General features: G+C 43.8%; 13 protein-coding genes. 6 read left to right on the top strand and 7 right to left on the bottom strand.

Going from position 1 to position 18,040, the window contains the following annotated elements; all coding sequences use genetic code 11:
* The first annotated feature begins 171 nt into the window (after positions 1–171).
* The 4 genes from nhaA (at position 172) to nspC (ending at position 7,210) form a co-directional block, all read left to right on the top strand.
* A complete protein-coding gene (gene nhaA, locus AACQ79_RS12615) occupies positions 172–1,317 on the top strand; it encodes a Na+/H+ antiporter NhaA (protein ID WP_170899180.1) in 1,146 nt (381 codons plus the stop codon).
* Positions 1,318–1,862: 545 nt separating this feature from the next.
* The gene (locus tag AACQ79_RS12620; protein ID WP_170899181.1) at positions 1,863–4,751 is read left to right on the top strand and encodes a pyridoxal phosphate-dependent class III aminotransferase; all 2,889 of its coding nucleotides are present in this window, start codon (positions 1,863–1,865) and stop codon (positions 4,749–4,751) included.
* A 16-nt stretch (positions 4,752–4,767) separates the two neighbouring features.
* Positions 4,768–6,012 (top strand): carboxynorspermidine synthase, encoded by a 1,245-nt coding sequence (locus tag AACQ79_RS12625; RefSeq protein WP_017044304.1) that lies wholly within the window; start codon positions 4,768–4,770, stop codon positions 6,010–6,012.
* Positions 6,013–6,076: 64 nt separating this feature from the next.
* On the top strand, positions 6,077–7,210 hold the full coding sequence (gene nspC, locus AACQ79_RS12630) for a carboxynorspermidine decarboxylase (protein ID WP_017046172.1): 1,134 nt from the start codon (positions 6,077–6,079) through the stop codon (positions 7,208–7,210).
* Between the two features lie 54 nt (positions 7,211–7,264).
* On the opposite strand, the gene AACQ79_RS12635 is transcribed toward nspC, so the two are convergent.
* From AACQ79_RS12635 to AACQ79_RS12645, 3 genes are all read right to left on the bottom strand, one after another.
* The gene (locus AACQ79_RS12635; protein ID WP_026028013.1) at positions 7,265–8,875 is read right to left on the bottom strand and encodes a methyl-accepting chemotaxis protein; all 1,611 of its coding nucleotides are present in this window, start codon (positions 8,873–8,875) and stop codon (positions 7,265–7,267) included.
* 359 nt (positions 8,876–9,234) lie between these two features.
* The gene (locus AACQ79_RS12640) at positions 9,235–9,747 is read right to left on the bottom strand and encodes a glycine cleavage system protein R (RefSeq protein ID WP_013857004.1); all 513 of its coding nucleotides are present in this window, start codon (positions 9,745–9,747) and stop codon (positions 9,235–9,237) included.
* A gap of 202 nt (positions 9,748–9,949) precedes the next feature.
* Entirely contained in the window at positions 9,950–10,888 is a 939-nt protein-coding gene (locus AACQ79_RS12645; RefSeq protein ID WP_228209333.1) for a DUF3943 domain-containing protein, read from the bottom strand.
* 156 nt (positions 10,889–11,044) lie between these two features.
* Here AACQ79_RS12645 and AACQ79_RS12650 point away from each other — a divergent pair, with 156 nt between their 5' ends.
* On the top strand, positions 11,045–12,283 hold the full coding sequence (locus tag AACQ79_RS12650) for a CinA family nicotinamide mononucleotide deamidase-related protein (RefSeq protein WP_088732332.1): 1,239 nt from the start codon (positions 11,045–11,047) through the stop codon (positions 12,281–12,283).
* A 263-nt stretch (positions 12,284–12,546) separates the two neighbouring features.
* Positions 12,547–12,801, top strand: coding sequence for a hypothetical protein (locus AACQ79_RS12655; protein WP_013857001.1), 255 nt, complete (start codon positions 12,547–12,549; stop codon positions 12,799–12,801).
* Positions 12,802–12,868: 67 nt separating this feature from the next.
* Here AACQ79_RS12655 and yfaE read toward each other — a convergent pair whose 3' ends face one another.
* The 4 genes from yfaE to ubiG all read right to left on the bottom strand — a co-directional run bounded on the left by yfaE (position 12,869) and on the right by ubiG (position 17,819).
* On the bottom strand, positions 12,869–13,147 hold the full coding sequence (yfaE, locus tag AACQ79_RS12660; RefSeq protein WP_013857000.1) for a class I ribonucleotide reductase maintenance protein YfaE: 279 nt from the start codon (positions 13,145–13,147) through the stop codon (positions 12,869–12,871).
* Entirely contained in the window at positions 13,147–14,280 is a 1,134-nt protein-coding gene (gene nrdB, locus AACQ79_RS12665) for a class Ia ribonucleoside-diphosphate reductase subunit beta (RefSeq protein WP_010318364.1), read from the bottom strand. Before nrdB ends, yfaE begins: the two co-directional genes overlap by 1 nt.
* Before the next feature lie 68 nt (positions 14,281–14,348).
* Positions 14,349–16,631 (bottom strand): class 1a ribonucleoside-diphosphate reductase subunit alpha, encoded by a 2,283-nt coding sequence (gene nrdA / locus AACQ79_RS12670; RefSeq protein WP_017046168.1) that lies wholly within the window; start codon positions 16,629–16,631, stop codon positions 14,349–14,351.
* 480 nt (positions 16,632–17,111) lie between these two features.
* A complete protein-coding gene (gene ubiG / locus AACQ79_RS12675) occupies positions 17,112–17,819 on the bottom strand; it encodes a bifunctional 2-polyprenyl-6-hydroxyphenol methylase/3-demethylubiquinol 3-O-methyltransferase UbiG (RefSeq protein ID WP_017044298.1) in 708 nt (235 codons plus the stop codon).
* Positions 17,820–18,040: the final 221 nt, after the last annotated feature.

Genomic DNA, 18,040 nt, shown 5'->3' on the forward strand with positions numbered 1-18,040 from the left:
TGGGAAAATAGTGAAAACCAAGGAATATACGTTGTATTGTTATACTTGACTCGGAAATTCCGATTCTTAATATCTGAACAAGCGATTTTTACTTCTATCAGCTACTGTATAAACTCTGTCATATTCATTTGTTAATGGTTTATTAACATGCATAACTATAAGGACGATATCATGAGTGATGTGATTCGCGACTTTTTCAAGATGGAATCAGCAGGTGGTATTTTGCTGGTTATTGCTGCTGCAATTGCAATGATGATTGCTAACTCACCGCTAAATGATGTTTACCAATCTTTTTTACATTCCTACGTGTTTGGAATGTCAGTGTCGCATTGGATCAATGATGGCTTAATGGCCGTATTCTTTTTGTTGATTGGTTTAGAAGTCAAACGTGAATTGTTGGAAGGTGCTCTTAAATCCAAAGAAACGGCTATTTTCCCAGCCATTGCTGCCGTCGGCGGCATGCTTGCTCCAGCATTAATTTACGTGCTGTTTACGGCTGGTGATGCACAAGCGATTCAAGGTTGGGCGATCCCAGCGGCCACTGATATTGCGTTTGCGCTAGGTATTATGGCGCTATTGGGTAAACGTGTTCCGATCAGCTTAAAAGTGTTCTTGCTGGCGCTTGCGATTATTGATGACTTAGGGGTTGTGGTCATTATTGCGCTATTTTATAGCGGTGATCTTTCCACCATTGCGTTAACCGTCGGTTTCTTAATGACTGGTGTGCTTTTTATACTAAACAACAAGCATGTTACCAAAATCAGCCTTTACTTAATTGTCGGTGCGATTTTATGGTTTGCCGTACTTAAATCTGGTGTTCATGCAACCTTGGCTGGTGTAGTGATTGGTTTTGCTATTCCGCTGAAAGGTGATAAAGGTGAATATTCTCCGCTAAAGCATCTTGAGCATGCGCTACACCCGTATGTCGTTTTTGGTATTCTGCCATTGTTCGCATTTGCCAATGCCGGGATTTCACTGGAAGGGATCTCCGTATCTAGCCTCACGTCAATGTTGCCTTTGGGCGTGGCTCTTGGCCTATTTATTGGTAAGCCATTGGGTATTTTTACCTTCAGTTGGGCTGCGGTGAAACTCGGTGTCGCTAAATTGCCTGAAGGGATCAATTTCAAGCATATTTTTGCCGTGTCAGTGCTATGTGGTATTGGCTTTACAATGTCGATTTTTATCTCGTCATTGGCTTTTGGACCGACCAATGCTGAATTTGATACGTTTGCACGGCTCGGTATATTAATGGGCTCAACCACTGCCGCGATTGTAGGCTATATATTGCTTCGTTTATCTTTGCCAAAAAACGCATAAGAATATAATCAGCCCTCCGTAATACGAGGGCTGATTCATTTTATAAACTAACCATTTGATTTATCAATATTCTTAATCAATAGAAAATTTAAGTTTTTATCGATTTATTGAAAATTATTGCCAGCGTAATTATTTTTTGATATTTTTCGCACCAATCTCGGACAGTAGCTTCTGGGGGACACGCGTAATGACCATTCAGGCTGATTGTGACATTACGTAGGGTAGGTATCAGCAAGTCCTTTTGTTGATAGACGGGATACTCTTGCAGCGGGAGCTGCATGTGAATGGGAAACCCAACATTGAACTCATCATCACTTAACACACTGACGTTAATCAGCTTTGTACTTCCTCTATGCCCTGTGCTTGAAGACAGTTCTATCACCGAACCTTGATTCTCTGATTTAGTAATCTTTCATCGAAGACGATGAACCAATTTCCGTTTTTGCCTTTTGGCTAATACGGAGCTTATTGCTATGTCATATTTCCTTATATTCAAACCAAACCAAGGAAATAGGCGGAAATTTTCACATTCAAGGGGAAGGGAAATGAGCACAGCCTTTGAAGTCGATAACACTATCGCAAACATTTTTTCATCTCAGGTACCTGTTGTTGAAGGTATTTATGATCTCACACCGGACCAAATTCTACTCGATCAAATTGAGCATGAATCTGAAGTTCGTTCATACCCACGCCGTCTACCGATTGCCATCAAGCAAGCTTATGGTGCGTTAGTAGAAGATACGCGCGGACAAATTTTCCTCGACTGCTTAGCGGGTGCGGGAACGTTGGCGCTTGGGTATAACCATCCTGAGATCAATCAAGCACTGAAAGAGCAGTTAGATTCAGGTCTGCCATATCAGACATTGGATATGACAACGCACGCTAAAGACAAATTCATCAAGCAAGTAAAAGCATTTTTGCCTGAAGAGTTTGCAAAAAATTCCGCGATTCAATTTTGTGGACCTTCTGGTGCGGATGCCGTTGAAGCGGCTATCAAGCTGGTGAAGCAGACAACGGGTCGTAACACCATGTTTGCGTTTCGCGGTGCTTACCACGGTATGACCAACGGAACGATGGGCATGATGGGCAACCTGAATACTAAAGCTCGTCGCACAGGGTTAATGTCGGATGTGCATTTTATGCCATTCCCATACAACTTGCGCTGCCCGTTTGGTTTAGGGGGCGATGAAGGTGCCAAAGCGAGCATTCGCTACATCGAACGTCTGCTGAACGATGACGAAGCAGGCATCATGAAACCGGCGGCCATTATTGTTGAACCTGTTCAAGGTGAAGGAGGCGTCATTCCCGCTCCAGCATTCTGGCTGCGTGAGCTACGCCGTATCTGTGATGAACACGGTATTTTATTAGTTTTCGATGAAATTCAATGTGGCGTGGGTAAATCGGGTTACCGCTTTGCATTTGAAGAGTCTGGTATTTGTCCTGATATTCTTTGCTTATCTAAAGCCATTGGTGGTGGTCTACCAATGTCTATTCTTGTGTTCAAGAAAGAGATCGATACTTGGAAACCGGGTGAGCACACAGGCACGTTCCGTGGTAACCAATTGGCCATGGTTTCTGGTGCGAAAGCGTTAGAAATTATTTTACGTGATAACCTCGTTGAACACGCTAATGTCGCGGGTCAGTACCTACGCCAAGGGCTTGAAGCGATTCAACGCCGCGTGAATTGTATTGCTGAAGTTCGTGGCAAAGGTTTGATGCTCGGCCTCGAGATTCGTAAACCAAACGGTGAAATGAACAAATTTGGCGAGCCAATGGCCGATGGTCAATTAACACTCGCTATCCAACGCGCGGCACTTGAGCGTGGGTTGATGGTTGAAAAAGGTGGCCGTGAAGGATCCGTTATTCGTTTCTTACCACCGATTATCATCTCATTCGAGCAGATCGATTTTGCCCTGCGCACTCTTGAAGCGGCGATTCTAGCTGCAGGTGGCGGCGAGAAAGATCCAGAGCCAGAAAATCAAGCGTGGAAGAAGCATTTTATCCAAACCGGTGAAATGGGCAGCAATGAATTTGCCGATGTGATGAACCATGCCACTTCTGCGATGAAAGCTGTTTTTGAACAAGCCAAAGCGCCTTATTCAGGTTTGGATCCAAAGCAGCTTGAAGAAGCGATTTACGCAGTAGATTTGGATAACAAAAATGCGCCATTGAAGGATGTGATCTCTGAAATGGCAGATCTGGTAGCCAAAAATTCCATTATCGTTCAGCACTCAGATTGTATTGCTCACCTGCACACGCCACCCTTGATGCCATCAGTAGTGGCTGAAGCGATGATTGGTGCATTAAACCAGTCCATGGACTCATGGGATCAATCGTCTTCTGCTACCTATGTTGAACAGAAAGTGATTGATTGGATGTGTGAGAAATACGAACTCGGCGCTCAGTCGGATGGTATTTTCACCAGTGGTGGCACGCAAAGTAACCAAATGGGTTTAATGTTAGCTCGTGATTGGATTGCCGATAAATTAAGTGGTCATTCTATTCAAAAGCTCGGTTTACCTGAGTATGCCGATAAGCTGCGTATTGTGTGCTCGAAAAAATCGCATTTCACCGTGCAAAAATCGGCCTCTTGGATGGGGTTGGGCGAGAAAGCCATTTTGGCGGTTGATGCGAATCCAAACGGCACAATGGATGTCACCAAACTGGAAGCGGTTGTTGCACAAGCGAAAGCGGAAGGTCTTATTCCTTTTGCTATTGTTGGAACGGCAGGCACAACGGATCACGGTGCGATTGATGATCTGTCGACGATTGCGGATGTAGCACAGCAACATGATCTATGGATGCATGTGGATGGAGCATACGGCGGCGCATTGGTTCTAAGTAGCCATAAAGCACGTTTGCAAGGCGTTGAGCGTGCGCACTCGGTCAGCGTCGACTTCCATAAATTGTTCTTCCAAACGATCAGTTGTGGCGCGGTGTTGCTCAAAGATAAAAGTCACTTCAAGTATCTACTGCATCATGCGGATTACCTTAACCGTGAACATGATGAACTGCCAAACTTGGTGGATAAATCTATTTCTACGACCAAGCGTTTTGATGCATTGAAAGTGTTTATGACAATGCAAAACGTAGGCCCTAAGGCTTTGGGTGAAATGTACGATCATCTGCTAGAACAAACACTGCAAGTGGCAGATTTAGTGCAGCATCACGATGCTTTTGAACTCTTGGCTGAGCCTGCTCTCTCCACCGTGTTATTCCGTTCCGTGGATAAACAAGCGGTAGATTTTGACGAGTTGAACAAAGCGTTGCGTTTAGAAGCATTGACACGTGGTGTCGCGGTGTTGGGCGAGACGATTGTGGATGGCAAAACAGCGCTTAAATTCACCATTTTAAACCCATGCTTACAACTGTCAGATTTCAAAGCATTACTTAATAAGATTGAAGTACTAGCCTCTGAGCTAGCCAAGGCATAAAGGAATACAAACAACCATGTCTATTTTACAAATTGGCGCGGGAGGCGTTGGCTGGGTTGTCGCACATAAGGCGGCCCAAAACAACGACATACTCGGTGATATTGTTCTTGCTTCTCGTACTCTTGAAAAGTGCGAGAAGATCATTGAATCGATCAAAGGAAAAAATAACCTTAAAGATCCAACTAAAAAACTTGAGGCACGCACCGTCAAGGCGGATGACGTAGCCTCGTTAGTTGCATTAATTAAAGAAGTCCAGCCTGATCTTGTGATCAACGCTGGCCCTCCTTGGGTAAACGTGCCAATCATGGAAGCCTGTTATCAAGCCAAGGTTTCCTATCTAGATACATCGGTTGCTGTTGACCTTTGCTCTGAAGGTCAACAAGTGCCTGAAGCGTATGATCCTCAATGGGCATTTCGTGAAAAATTTAAGCAAGCAGGTATTACCGCTATTCTCGGTGCTGGTTTTGATCCGGGCGTGGTTAGCGTGTTTGCCGCGTATGCGGTGAAGCACCTCTTTGACGAAATCGACAGTATTGATGTGATGGACATTAATGCAGGCGATCACGGCAAGAAATTTGCGACTAACTTTGATCCAGAAACAAATATGTTAGAGATTCAAGGCGACTCTTTCTATTGGGAAGAAGGGCAGTGGCAGCGTGTTCCTTGCCATTCACGAATGCTAGAATTTGATTTTCCTCAGTGCGGCCAGCACAAGGTGTACTCCATGTCGCACGATGAAGTGCGTTCGATGAAAGAGTTTATTCCGGCCAAACGTATTGAATTTTGGATGGGTTTTGGCGATCGTTATCTCAACTATTTCAATTGTATGCGTGATATTGGTTTATTGAGTCCAAACCCATTGACGCTGCAAGATGGTACTGTGGTTCAACCACTTCAAGTGCTTAAAGCGATGCTGCCAGACCCAACCTCTTTGGCCCCTGGTTACAAAGGCCTGACTTGCATTGGTACTTGGGTGCAAGGTTGGAAGGACGGTAAACAGCGCAGTGTCTTTATCTATAATAATGCAGACCATGAAGTGGCATACCATGATGTAGAGCACCAAGCCATCGCTTATACCACGGGCGTTCCTGCCATTACTGCGGCATTGCAGTATTTCCAAGGGCATTGGGCACAAGCGGGCGTGTTTAACTTAGAACAGCTTGACCCTGATCTGTTTTTAGAAACGATGCCGAAATTAGGTTTGGATTGGCATGTTCAAGAGCTCGATATCGGGCAACCAGAGATTAAAATTCTAAAATAAGAGTTTTCGATAGTTAAGCCGATGCAGATGTGTCGGCTTTCTTCAATTTGAGAGTGATAAATAGATGCAAAAAAGCGAACTCCAAACGCCCTATTTTATGATTGATGAATCACAGTTGATCGCGAACCTAGAAATCGCGAAGCAGCTCAAAGAGATGTCGGGCGTCAAACTCGTCTTGGCTTTAAAATGCTTCTCTACTTGGGGAGTATTTGACATCATCAAACCTTACTTAGATGGCACAACCAGCAGTGGCCCATTTGAAGTAAAATTAGGTTACGAAACGTTTGGTGGTGAAACACACGCCTATAGCGTTGGCTACAGTGAAGCTGATGTTAAAGAAGTGGCCGATATTTGCGACAAAATGATTTTTAATTCGCAATCCCAGTTGGCCGCTTATCGTCATTTAGTTGAAGGTAAGGCATCATTGGGTTTACGTTTAAACCCCGGCGTAAGTTACGCTGGGCAAGATCTTGCCAATCCCGCACGTCAGTTTTCTCGTTTAGGTGTTCAAACAGACCATATTGATAACTCAGTGTTCGATACTATCAATGGCGTGATGTTCCATATGAACTGTGAGAACAAAGATGCTGATGCGTTCATTGCGTTATTAGATTCGATCTCTGAGCGTTTTGGCCAATATCTGGATAAGTTAGATTGGGTCAGCCTAGGCGGTGGTGTGTTCTTCACTTGGCCTGGTTATCCGCTAGAAAAATTAGCATTAGCGCTTAAGGCCTTTTCAGAAAAGCATCAGGTTCAGCTTTATCTTGAACCGGGTGAGGCGATCATCACGAAAACGGCTGATTTAGTGGTGACTGTCGTCGATATCGTTGAAAACGGCATGAAAACAGCGATTGTTGATTCGGCAACTGAAGCGCATCGTTTAGACACACTGATTTACAAAGAGCCTGCGGCTATCTTAGAAGCGAGTGCGAACGGTGAACATGAGTATGTCATTGGCTCGTGTTCTTGCTTAGCGGGTGATCAATTTTGTGTGGCTTCATTTGAACAGCCATTATCGATTGGTCAGCGGTTGCATATCATGGATAGCGCGGGCTATACCATGGTGAAATTGAATTGGTTTAATGGCCTTAAAATGCCTTCCGTGTATTGTCAACGCAGTACAGGAGAGCTTCAGAAACTGAATGAATTTGGCTATGAAGACTTTAAACGTTCATTATCTCAATGGTCGGTAAACTGATGACAATAGGCCTCACCATACAGTGGGTGAGGCCTATTTTTGTAAAATCACACCTTAGAGTTTAAAGCTTTTCATTCTTTCGTCTAATTGGCGTGAAAGAGCGGCCAAGGTTTCACTCTCTTCTGCCAAATAGTTTGCCGATTGTGACATCTCCAATGCTGAATCGTTAATGCCACTGACGTTACGGTTCATTTCTTCGGCCACTGCACTTTGTTCTTCTGCCGCAGTGGCGATTTGAATTGCTTTATCACTCACATGCTGAATATGACTGACGATCAAGGAAAGATCGCTGCCTGCATTTTCTGCCCGCTCCACACTGTTATAAGCGAGATCTTGGCTTTTTTGCATCGCGTTTGATGTACTAACGGCCAGTTGCTGTAAGCGGTTAATGGTGGTTTGGATTTGGTCAGTGGAATGATGAGTACGGCTAGCTAAATTTCTGACCTCGTCGGCGACCACTGCGAATCCTCTACCTTGTTCTCCAGCACGTGCGGCTTCAATCGCTGCATTTAGCGCAAGTAAATTAGTTTGTTCAGAAATGCCGCTGATCACTGTGGTAACTTCACTGATTTGCATCACGCCTTCTTTGAGTTTGTGCACTTGCTCAGTGGCCACTTCCAGCTCTTTTGAGAGCGCTTTAATGCTGTCCACACTGGAATGTACGTCTTTATCGCCTAAGCCGGCTTCTTTGCTGGCATCCAATGTGTCTCTTGCGGTCTCTTCTGCATGGCCTGCAACATCGGCAACAGTCGCACTCATTTCATTCATCGCGGTTGCGAGCTGGCTTAATTGGTCACGTTGGCTGGTCACCGCTTGGCTAGTTTCTTCCGCAGAAGAAGCGATGCGAATGGCGGCCTCTGCAAGCAGGTTTGCTGAGGTGACCGACTCGATTAATGCTAAACGCACAGCGCTTACGCTGTCATTGATACGACATGCCACAATGCCAATCTCATCTTCTCCCATTACAGGGACTTGTGCGGTTAAATCGCCGCTTGCCACTTTTTTCATGACTTCTTTAATTGACTCTAACGGCATAATGATGGCTCGGCTGATGACCACCCCAAGCGTTGCCATCACAAACACAACTGCCAATGTCGCTCCTCCCATCTTGAGGATCTGTTTGTTGATTGCCTCTTCAATGTCATTGATGAGCATGCCTGAGCCGATAATCCAATGCCACGGCGCAAACCCGTGGACTGCCGATAATTTCTCTGCGGGTGTTCCACTGTTAGTCTGCCAAGGATATGTCAATGTGCCTTGTTGACCATTTTTGCCAAGTTCAACCATAGTGAACCAAAACTCGCCTTGCGTATCTTTTCCTGGGCTTCCCATCTGTTTGCCAACCAAATCAGTGCGAATCGGATGGGCAATGGTGTAACGAGACTCATCGATAGCAAAAAGATAGTTGTTGCTGTCAAAACGTGTGTTGTTGATGAGTATCTTTGCCTGTGATTTAGCTTCGTCTTCGGGGAGTGTTTTCTGAAGGTGTGAGATTTGTGAGAGGAGAGTATCGATAACTGCGTTCAACCTCGCTTCACGCTCTACGACTAAGTTACTTCTCAGCGCGCTAGTTGCAATGAACAGTAAGCTCAATAAGCCAACAATTGCAACGGCGATAATAGCAGTCAGCTTGTAGCTGACCTTAATATTTTCAAGCTTCAACATGACGTTACCACCATTAAAACAACCCAACCTTATTGCTGGGCATATTGGTTTACCTGTTGTACTTGAGGTTACCGTGATGTTGGTTACGTTTGATTGCCAGAGTCACAAGGTTTGTTAATACTCATTAGTAATCATCCGTTTATCCATCTGACGGCGTCTTCAAGTTATTCGGCATCTAGGATTTGCAGGCTTAGATTAATTATGTTTACCCGCTCTCTAATATTGGAATATGGTCGTCATTTCGCGAATGCAATTAGTTGATTTTGTTAACTGAATCACAACTTTAATCTTACTTAATAGATAGTGAGGTCGATAAAAAAGGAAGCATCAGCTTCCTTTTTTCGGGGGCGTAACCGAGATTACACTTCTAATATCACGCGCGTATCTTCACTGAGCGCTTCAAGCTCATCGGCTACGTCTTCAATTTGTATCGCAGCAGGGAGTTTGATGGCTAGGTTGGCGGTAAATAAACTTGAGCTGACACCACCGCCACCCGCAATAAAAACGCGTTGGCAATCCATATCTAAAATATTGATACCTTGATTATCAAGAAGGTGGGTGATTTCGTTGACGATGCCTGCACGGTCGTTTGCATCAATCCGCAGTTGGTAAATCGTTTCTTTTTCGTGTTGATGTACGTCAGAATCAACAATCTGCACCAGAAGATCGGGTTGTTCTCTAAATGCTTGTTGAACGATAACGGCATTTGAGGTCGGTAACTCTATTTTAATGACGGCAGCTACTTGGTTTTCAATAAAGTTCACTTTACTTATTAACCATTTTCCACCATTTTCATGAGTGATAGCGGCAAGATGTTTAATTGTGGCTGGTGTTGCACTGCCGACGAAATTGACGATAAAAGTACTGTTCATAATAGGCCTCCCATAGCAAGCTAACGAAAGATAAATCGTTGATCTTGAATTCCTTTCACTTCAGTGTAGAGGCCTATCTTAGATAAGACTTGATGAGAGTCAATTTTTTACATTTACGCAGTCTCTTGCTTGTCAGTATTCATACTTGGGCCACAAAAATAGCCTTGGCTTTAGGCATTGGCCTTGTGTTTAGCCCTGTTTTTTAGAAACTGACTTTGAGGTTAAGGCCATAAAATTGCGAATCATAGCTAGCGCCTGAGTCCAAAGCAAACTTTGCGGCATCTTGGTTGCCAAACCAAGGCGTGCCATTAAATTCTACTTCGGCATCGCCTCCCCAAGCATTTGATACCCAGCCATGGATATGTCCAACAGGGTTGAGGAAGAAAAGTGTGACATCACCCAGAGTCGATGAACCCAACACTTCACCACCTGTGGTAACAATATCTTGTTCTGCTTCAAACATCAGCTCACCGACAACCGCACCAAAAAAGGGCGTAATAAACAAGTCTTGCCATGACGGTATCTCGGCAAACGATTCTACGCCATATTCCCAAAAGAAAGTCGACATAACACCGGAGTAAAGAAAAGATTCAAACTCATTAAATCCAGCATGTCTTGCGGCTGTGTAGTAAACGCCGCCAAAGTAGGGGTGCATAATGTAGTTGAGATAATGCTCATCTCTATCCCAAGTGGGGCCGGATGATACGTTATCTTTCCATTTGCTGCCTATGCCGCTTATGCTGCGATCCTCTTCATCCCATTTGGTAATGGATGCAGGCAAAAATGTCATTAAACCAACGGTTGCTACGCTTAATCCTAAGATGGTGTAGGTTTGGCCTTTGAGATAGTCCCAGTCTTTTGTATCTTGCACGGTAAGATATTTAGGCAGCGCGGGCTCTTCAAGGTTTAGCGGTTGCGACTCTGCTAAGCTTGCTAAAAATGGAGAGTTCGATTGGTAAATATTCGGATCGTCATTAAAACAAGAAACTTGATTGCAGTCGACCGTATAGGAAAACTCAATGTGTTGGTTGAAATCGTATGCAGTGGCACTAGCACAAGCCGAAAACGATAACATCAATGGTATGATGCTTTTCTTTGACACGGAGGGCTCCAAAGTTTTGTTTTTAATGATCAGAATCACAATTATCTATTAAAGCGGCGGTGATGAAAACAGCAAATTATGTAAATAAGGAAACTTATGAGAAAAATAGCATTCAAAGCGTTATATATTGCACTTTATTCTCTGCCGTATTGATTGATAGCACACCTGTAAGCGTACACAAAAGGACACCATGATATGTTGAAAATAGCAATGTTAAGCACGGGTGAGGAAGTGCTCCATGGCGATATTGTCGATACCAATGCTGCTTGGTTATCCAGTGAGTTCTTCCAGCACGGTTTTTCGTTAGTAAAACGATCAACGGTAGGCGATAGCCAGCAAGCCTTGGTTGAAGAGTTACTGATGCTCAGTTTCAATAATGATGTATTGATCGTGAATGGCGGGCTCGGCCCAACATCTGATGATTTAAGTGCGGCGGCGGCGGCTCAAGCGGCGGACCAAAAGTTGGTGTTGTCTGTGCTGTGGAAGCAAAAACTGGACGAATTTTTTGCGCAGCGTGGTGTTGTGATGCCAGAAAGTAACCTCAAACAAGCGATGTTACCGGAGTTCTCTGACATCATTGATAACCCAATAGGGACGGCTTGCGGCTTTAAAGTTCAGATTAATGATTGTGTTTGTTATTTCACCCCCGGAGTACCCAAAGAGTTTAAGTTGATGGTCTCTGAACAGATTTTACCTGACTTGCTAGCGACATACCCACAACAAACGGGATTAGAGTGCAGCCGTTTATTCACTCTGGGTTCATCGGAATCGGCCATTTCAGATAAGTTGGATAAATTAGTCTTACCGGAAGGGTATATGCTGGGGTATCGTTCTTATCTGCCTTTTATTGAGGTGAAATTGTTTGGTCCGAAAAGTGATTTAGAACGCCGAGTAAAACTACTACAGATCATCTACCAGCATTTGGAACAACATGTTGTGAGTGTCGATGAACCTATGCTCACGCATATCGGTCATTTAATGCAAGACAAAGGATTATCGATCTCTATTGCAGAACAAGCGACCAAAGGTTGGCTCGCCAGTTGGTTGTTAAGTAATGAGCAAGTGGAAGCGTTGAGCGGTCACTGCTGGATTTTGAGCCGCAACGTTGAATCGGGCTTAGGCGATCAAGATCCACTCGCGGCGTCATTAGCGCTTGCTGGCGCAACGAAGGAAAAGTGTTCTACTTCGTTATCGCTCGTGACTGGTGTATTAAATGATGATCAATTTAGCCTAGCTTTATCGGCTCCGCAGGGAGAGTGGGGACAGATCCTCAAATTCAAGCGTCGTTACAGCGCCGATGAGCAGAGGGAGTTAATGGGGACCATCGCGGCTGATATGTTACGCCGCTATTTATCGAATAAGCCTATTTTTGCTCAGTATGGGGCATTGATCTCCGTCAAAGAGATGTTTTTACCTGCGAGCGTTATTGGCTAATTAACTCAATGTGTTAGCGTATTTTTAAACCTAAGTTTTTGATAATTAAGTGCTTTACATTTAAATTGTATCGGGTGGTAACTGCATGATTTTTTGGCTTATTCCGTAGGTTCGGTGAGGTGCTTAGCTTATGATTATTTCGTCTAAAGACTAAGCTCATGATTTCACGCATCAGATAAAATTGTTTCAAAATTGGGTCTTTTTTACACATCTTTTCTCTGTACACTGTCAGTCCGCTCGATGAAATTCAGCAGGAGGCTGACATGTTTAACCAATCGAAAATTTTAGTTTGGTATAAAGTTGCAAGTCAAAAAGTGATCTTAGGTGAGGCATTGAGTAATGAAATGAGTGATGTTGTTTCTTTATGGCTCAACGCTCCATCAGACTTAGATACGCCTAGCTATCAAGGATATAGACTTTCATTGTTTGATGGGGATGGCAGAGAAATCGCTAACAAATCCGTATCAATGGGTACAGCTGATGGCATTCTTTTAGGAATGTATAAAGCCAGAGCATAGCTCTGGCTTTACCTTTTTAACGCGCCAATGTGTGATGCGTTAACAGTGCACTATTGGCAGATCGAGATTAGGCTCGCCTTGCTTTGGGTCGATAATTAACACCAGCAAGTTCCACATGGCTTTTGGCTTTACAAATACAGGGCAATATTTCGTTGCGCTCTGTGTAAGCCATCGCAAAACCAACGTATTCCACTTCGCCTTTAACGAGCGTGCAGCGACAGGCACCACAGTGACCATCGCGACAGTTGTACTCTGGCTCTAGCCCCGCACTCTCCATACTTTCCAATAAAGTATTGGAAGAGTTTGATTCTATGGTTGTAACTTTGTTGATTTTAATGGTCGCCATTACAGCTCAAAGTCCTCGAAGTCATTGGCACGAACTTCATTGTCAATTTGGCCTACAAGGTAGGAGCTGATTTCTGCTTCTTGAGGTGCAACTTGTACGTTGTCTGAAGACAACCACGCATTAATCCAAGGAATTGGGTTTGATGTTGCGCCGGGGTAGGCGATATCTAAACCAACCGCTTGCATACGAACGTTGGTGATGTATTCAACGTACTGGCACAGAATGTCTTTGTTTAAACCAATCATCGAACCATCTTTAAACAGATATTCAGCCCACTCTTTTTCTTGTTCAGCAGCCGCTTTGAACAAATCAAAACACTCTTGCTTGCACTCTTCAGCGATTTGTAAGAAAGCGAAATCGTCTTGTCCATTACGCAGCAAGTTGATCATATGCTGTGTACCAGTCAGGTGCAAAGCTTCATCACGTGCAATCAACTTGATGATTTTGGCGTTACCTTCCATCAATTCGCGCTCTGCAAAGGCAAATGAGCAGGCGAAGCTGACATAGAAACGAATCGCTTCCAACGCATTGACTGACATCAAGCAAAGATAAAGTTTACGTTTCAGGTCACCTAAGCTAATTTTGACGCTCTCACCATTAATCTGATGCGTTCCTTCACCAAAACGGTGGTAGTCATTAGACAGTTGGATCAGATCATCGTAATAGTGTGCAATGTCTTTTGCGCGTTTCAATATGTGTTCATTTTCGACGATGTCATCAAACACAATGCCAGGATCATTCACAATATTACGAATAATATGAGTGTATGAACGTGAGTGGATTGTTTCTGAAAATGACCAGGTTTCAATCCATGTTTCCACTTCTGGAAGCGAAACCAGCGGTAGCAGTGCCACGTTAGGGCTGCGACCTTGGATTGAATCCAGTAGCGTTTGATATTTCAAGTTCGAGATGAAAATGTGCTTTTCATGATCTGGAAGCTTGTTGTAATCAATGCGATCACTCGATACGTCAACTTCTTCTGGACGCCAGAAGAACGAGAGCTGTTTTTCTATCAGTTTTTCAAAAATTTCAAACTTTTGCTGGTCGTAACGAGCCACGTTAACCGATTGGCCAAGAAACATCGGTTCTTTGAGTTGATCATTCTTTTTTTGAGAAAAAGTACTGTAAGCCATAAATGCCTCAATCCCTTTTAAGCTCCCCTGCGTGGGGAGCATTATTGAATACGTTGAGTGAAATAGAGTTAGATCTTACAACCGCCGCCCGCACAATCATCATCTTGTGCCTGTACTGCGTCTTTTTGATCATCCTTCGCGCCATCACGAGTGTTGTGATAGTACAAGGTTTTCACACCAAATTTATATGCCGTCAGCAGATCTTGCAGCAACTGTTTCATTGGCACTTTGCCACTTTCATACGCGCTGGGGTCGTAGTTGGTATTCGCAGAAATCGCTTGGTCAACAAATTTCTGCATGATGCCGACTAGGTGCAGATAGCCGTTGTTAGAACCAATATTCCACAATAACTCATAGTTCTCTTTCAAATTAATGAAATCCGGCACGACTTGTTTCAAGATGCCATCTTTTGAGGCTTTTACTGAAACATAACCGCGAGGAGGCTCAATACCGTTGGTGGCATTGGAAATTTGCGAAGAGGTTTCTGAAGGCATTAACGCTGTTAACGTTGAGTTACGTAAGCCAAATTCCATGATCTCTGCGCGCAGCGCATCCCAATCATAATGCAAAGGTTCTGCGCAAATTTGGTCGACATCTTTTTTATAGGTGTCGATAGGCAGCAAGCCTTTGGCATAATTTGTTTCATGGAATAGAGGGCATCGGCCTTGTTCTTTGGCTAACGCGACTGAAGCCTTCAACAGGTAATATTGCATCGCTTCAAAAGTGCGGTGTGTCAAACCATTTGCACTACCGTCCGAATATTTCACGCCATTTTTCGCCAGATAGTAAGCGTAGTTAATCACGCCCACACCCAAGGTACGGCGATTCATGGTTGACTTATAAGCGGCAGGCAGTGGGTAATCTTGGTAATCCAACAGTGCATCTAGCGCACGAACCACAAGATCAGATAACTCTTCGAAATCATCCAGAGATTGAATTGAACCTAAGTTGAATGCCGAAAGCGTACATAGCGCAATCTCACCTTCATTATCTTCAACATTAGACAGCGGTTTCGTCGGCAGTGCGATCTCCAAACAGAGATTGGATTGGCGAACAGGCGCTACAGACGCATCAAACGGGCTGTGCGTATTGCAGTGGTCAACGTTCTGGATGTAGATACGGCCAGTGGAGGCACGTTCTTGCATCAATAGGGAGAACAGTTCTACTGCTTTCACCGTCTCTTTTTTAATCGAAGTGTCATTCTCATATTGAACATACAAACGTTCGAATTCGTCTTGGTTTTCGAAGAATGCGTCATACAATCCAGGCACATCAGAAGGGGAGAATAGGGTGATATTACCGCCTTGAACTAAGCGAGAATACATCAACTTATTGAGCTGAACACCATAGTCCATATGACGAACACGGTTCTCTTCAACGCCGCGGTTATTTTTCAATACCAGTAGCGACTGTACTTCACCGTGCCACAAAGGGTAGAAGACAGTGGCTGCGCCACCACGTACACCACCTTGAGAACAGCATTTCACTGCGGTTTGGAAATATTTATAAAAAGGAATACAACCCGTGTGGAATGCTTCACCACCGCGAATTTCCGAGCCTAATGCACGAATGCGGCCCGCGTTAATACCAATACCCGCACGCTGTGATACATAACGTACGATAGAGCTTGCTGTGGCATTGATTGAATCTAAGCTGTCACCACATTCAATCAACACACATGAGCTAAATTGACGGGTAGGCGTGCGCACGCCCGACATGATTGGCGTTGGCAGCGAGATTTTGAACATTGATGTTGCGTCGTAAAAACGCTTAATGTAATCGAGACGGTTTTCTTTTGGATATTTCGCGAATAAGCAAGCGGCGACCAAAATGTAGAGGAACTGGGCACTCTCATAAATTTGTTTCGTCACACGGTTTTGCACGAAGTACTTACCTTCAAGCTGTTTTACCGCGGCGTAAGAAAAATTAAGGTCACGTGCGTGATCGATATAAGTGTCGAGTTCTTCAAATTCTGCGCGAGTATAATCTTCGATAAGGTGCTTATCGTATTTGCCCATTTCAACCAAACGAGAGACATGGTTGTACAAAGTGGGTGGCTCGTATTGTCCGTAGGCTTTTTTACGCAAATGGAACACCGAAAGACGAGCCGCTAGATATTGGTAATCTGGCGTCTCTTCTGAAATCAAATCGGCAGCGGATTTGATGATAGTCTCATGGATGTCAGAGGTCGTAATACCATCGTAAAACTGAATGTGAGCTTTCAGTTCTACTTGTGATACAGAGACATTGTGCAGGTCTTCCGCAGCCCACGCGATTACACGGTGGATTTTCTCAAGATCAATTGTTTCTTTGCGTCCATCACGCTTGGTGACAGTAAGTTTTTGGTTCATTCTGCTTCATTTCCCTAACAAAACTGATTAAGGCCGTATTTTTGTAGAATTGTTGTAAATTTCATCGCGGCTTTGTGATCTGAATTTATCTATATATTGTAGTGCAAACACAACATATAGGGGTTCTTTGCTTTGCGAGTTACAAGATAGTGCTATCTGAAGCTCATTTCAAGTTACAGATCTGGGACAGCTTGTGGATAACTAGCAAAAATAAAAAAAACAGTTAGTACCCACTTACTGATGATCAAAGAGCCGATTTGATTGTAGAAAATTACCGTTTTGAGTTTGGTTTAAATGTAACCACAATCAAAAAAAAACTTCTTGATCTTTGAGGAAAAAAGGGAGCGATTTTCGATGTGGTTAAAATGGAATCTAGAGCACAAAAAACAGCCTAGAAACCGAGAAAAAATGTGCTATTCGGCTTAATTTTTAACGTGAGCAATACGCTATCGATAATGGCATATTAGATGACCACTGACTTTAAAAAAGCTGAGTATGAACGATGTAATTGACATCAACATTGCGCCCTAAACGGTAAGTATCGGTTAACGGGTTATAAAGTAGGCCTGTTATTCCTTGCTCTTGCAGGTTTGTTTTATCAATCATCTTAATCAGTTCCGATGGGCGGATGAATTTTTCATGATCATGTGTGCCTTCTGGAACAATGCGTAGCAACTTTTCTGCGCCCACGATGGCAAACAGGTAAGACTTAAAATTACGATTGAGCGTAGAAAAGAAAACATGACCGCCGGGTTTGACCAACGCAGAGCAGGCTTGAACAACGGACAATGGGTCTGGAACATGCTCAAGCATTTCCATGCAGGTGACAACATCATATGTGTGTGGGTTGTCAGCGGCGTGGTCTTCAATCGTACTTTGAATATAAGTGAGCTTTGTTCCGGTTTCTAAAGCATGTAAACGAGCGACTTCAAGCGGTTCTTTGCCCATGTCTAAGCCAGTCACTTGCGCACCTTCTCGCGCCATGCTTTCGGCTAAAATTCCGCCACCACATCCAACATCGAGCACCTTCTTGCCAAATAGGCCGTTGGCATTGACCAACACATAGTTCAATCTTAACGGGTTAATTTGATGCAGTGGCTTAAATTCACCATCCAGATCCCACCAGCGTGACGCCATCTCTTCAAACTTTTTAATTTCATTAAGATCAACGTTTTGTGCTTTAGTCATGTTAGATTCGCTCTTGCTGTCAAAATAGGCATCTTTAGTTGTGTGGGGTATTATAACCAGTTGATTATCACAGGCTACAGGTTATCTTTATTTCATTAATTTTTGGCTAAAATTTGGCCATTAATCAGCCGGGTATGGAATGAATGTGCAATTTCTCGGCACTTGATACACAACAAAGGTCACAACCTGATAAAAGGAAAGGGAAAGGGATGCCGAAGTAG

The sequence above is a fragment of the Vibrio sp. 3-2(1) genome (assembly GCF_963887575.1).
Taxonomy (GTDB): domain Bacteria; phylum Pseudomonadota; class Gammaproteobacteria; order Enterobacterales; family Vibrionaceae; genus Vibrio; species Vibrio anguillarum.

What these genes read in the sequence shown, in the direction of transcription:
- nhaA (WP_170899180.1), top strand. Translation starts at nt 172, where the DNA reads ATGAGTGATGTGATTCGCGACTTTTTCAAGATGGAATCAGCAGGTGGT.
- AACQ79_RS12620 (WP_170899181.1), top strand. Translation starts at nt 1,863, where the DNA reads ATGAGCACAGCCTTTGAAGTCGATAACACTATCGCAAACATTTTTTCA.
- AACQ79_RS12625 (WP_017044304.1), top strand. Translation starts at nt 4,768, where the DNA reads ATGTCTATTTTACAAATTGGCGCGGGAGGCGTTGGCTGGGTTGTCGCA.
- nspC (WP_017046172.1), top strand. Translation starts at nt 6,077, where the DNA reads ATGCAAAAAAGCGAACTCCAAACGCCCTATTTTATGATTGATGAATCA.
- AACQ79_RS12635 (WP_026028013.1), bottom strand. Translation starts at nt 8,875, where the DNA reads ATGTTGAAGCTTGAAAATATTAAGGTCAGCTACAAGCTGACTGCTATT.
- AACQ79_RS12640 (WP_013857004.1), bottom strand. Translation starts at nt 9,747, where the DNA reads ATGAACAGTACTTTTATCGTCAATTTCGTCGGCAGTGCAACACCAGCC.
- AACQ79_RS12650 (WP_088732332.1), top strand. Translation starts at nt 11,045, where the DNA reads ATGTTGAAAATAGCAATGTTAAGCACGGGTGAGGAAGTGCTCCATGGC.
- AACQ79_RS12655 (WP_013857001.1), top strand. Translation starts at nt 12,547, where the DNA reads ATGTTTAACCAATCGAAAATTTTAGTTTGGTATAAAGTTGCAAGTCAA.
- yfaE (WP_013857000.1), bottom strand. Translation starts at nt 13,147, where the DNA reads ATGGCGACCATTAAAATCAACAAAGTTACAACCATAGAATCAAACTCT.
- nrdB (WP_010318364.1), bottom strand. Translation starts at nt 14,280, where the DNA reads ATGGCTTACAGTACTTTTTCTCAAAAAAAGAATGATCAACTCAAAGAA.
- nrdA (WP_017046168.1), bottom strand. Translation starts at nt 16,631, where the DNA reads ATGAACCAAAAACTTACTGTCACCAAGCGTGATGGACGCAAAGAAACA.
- ubiG (WP_017044298.1), bottom strand. Translation starts at nt 17,819, where the DNA reads ATGACTAAAGCACAAAACGTTGATCTTAATGAAATTAAAAAGTTTGAA.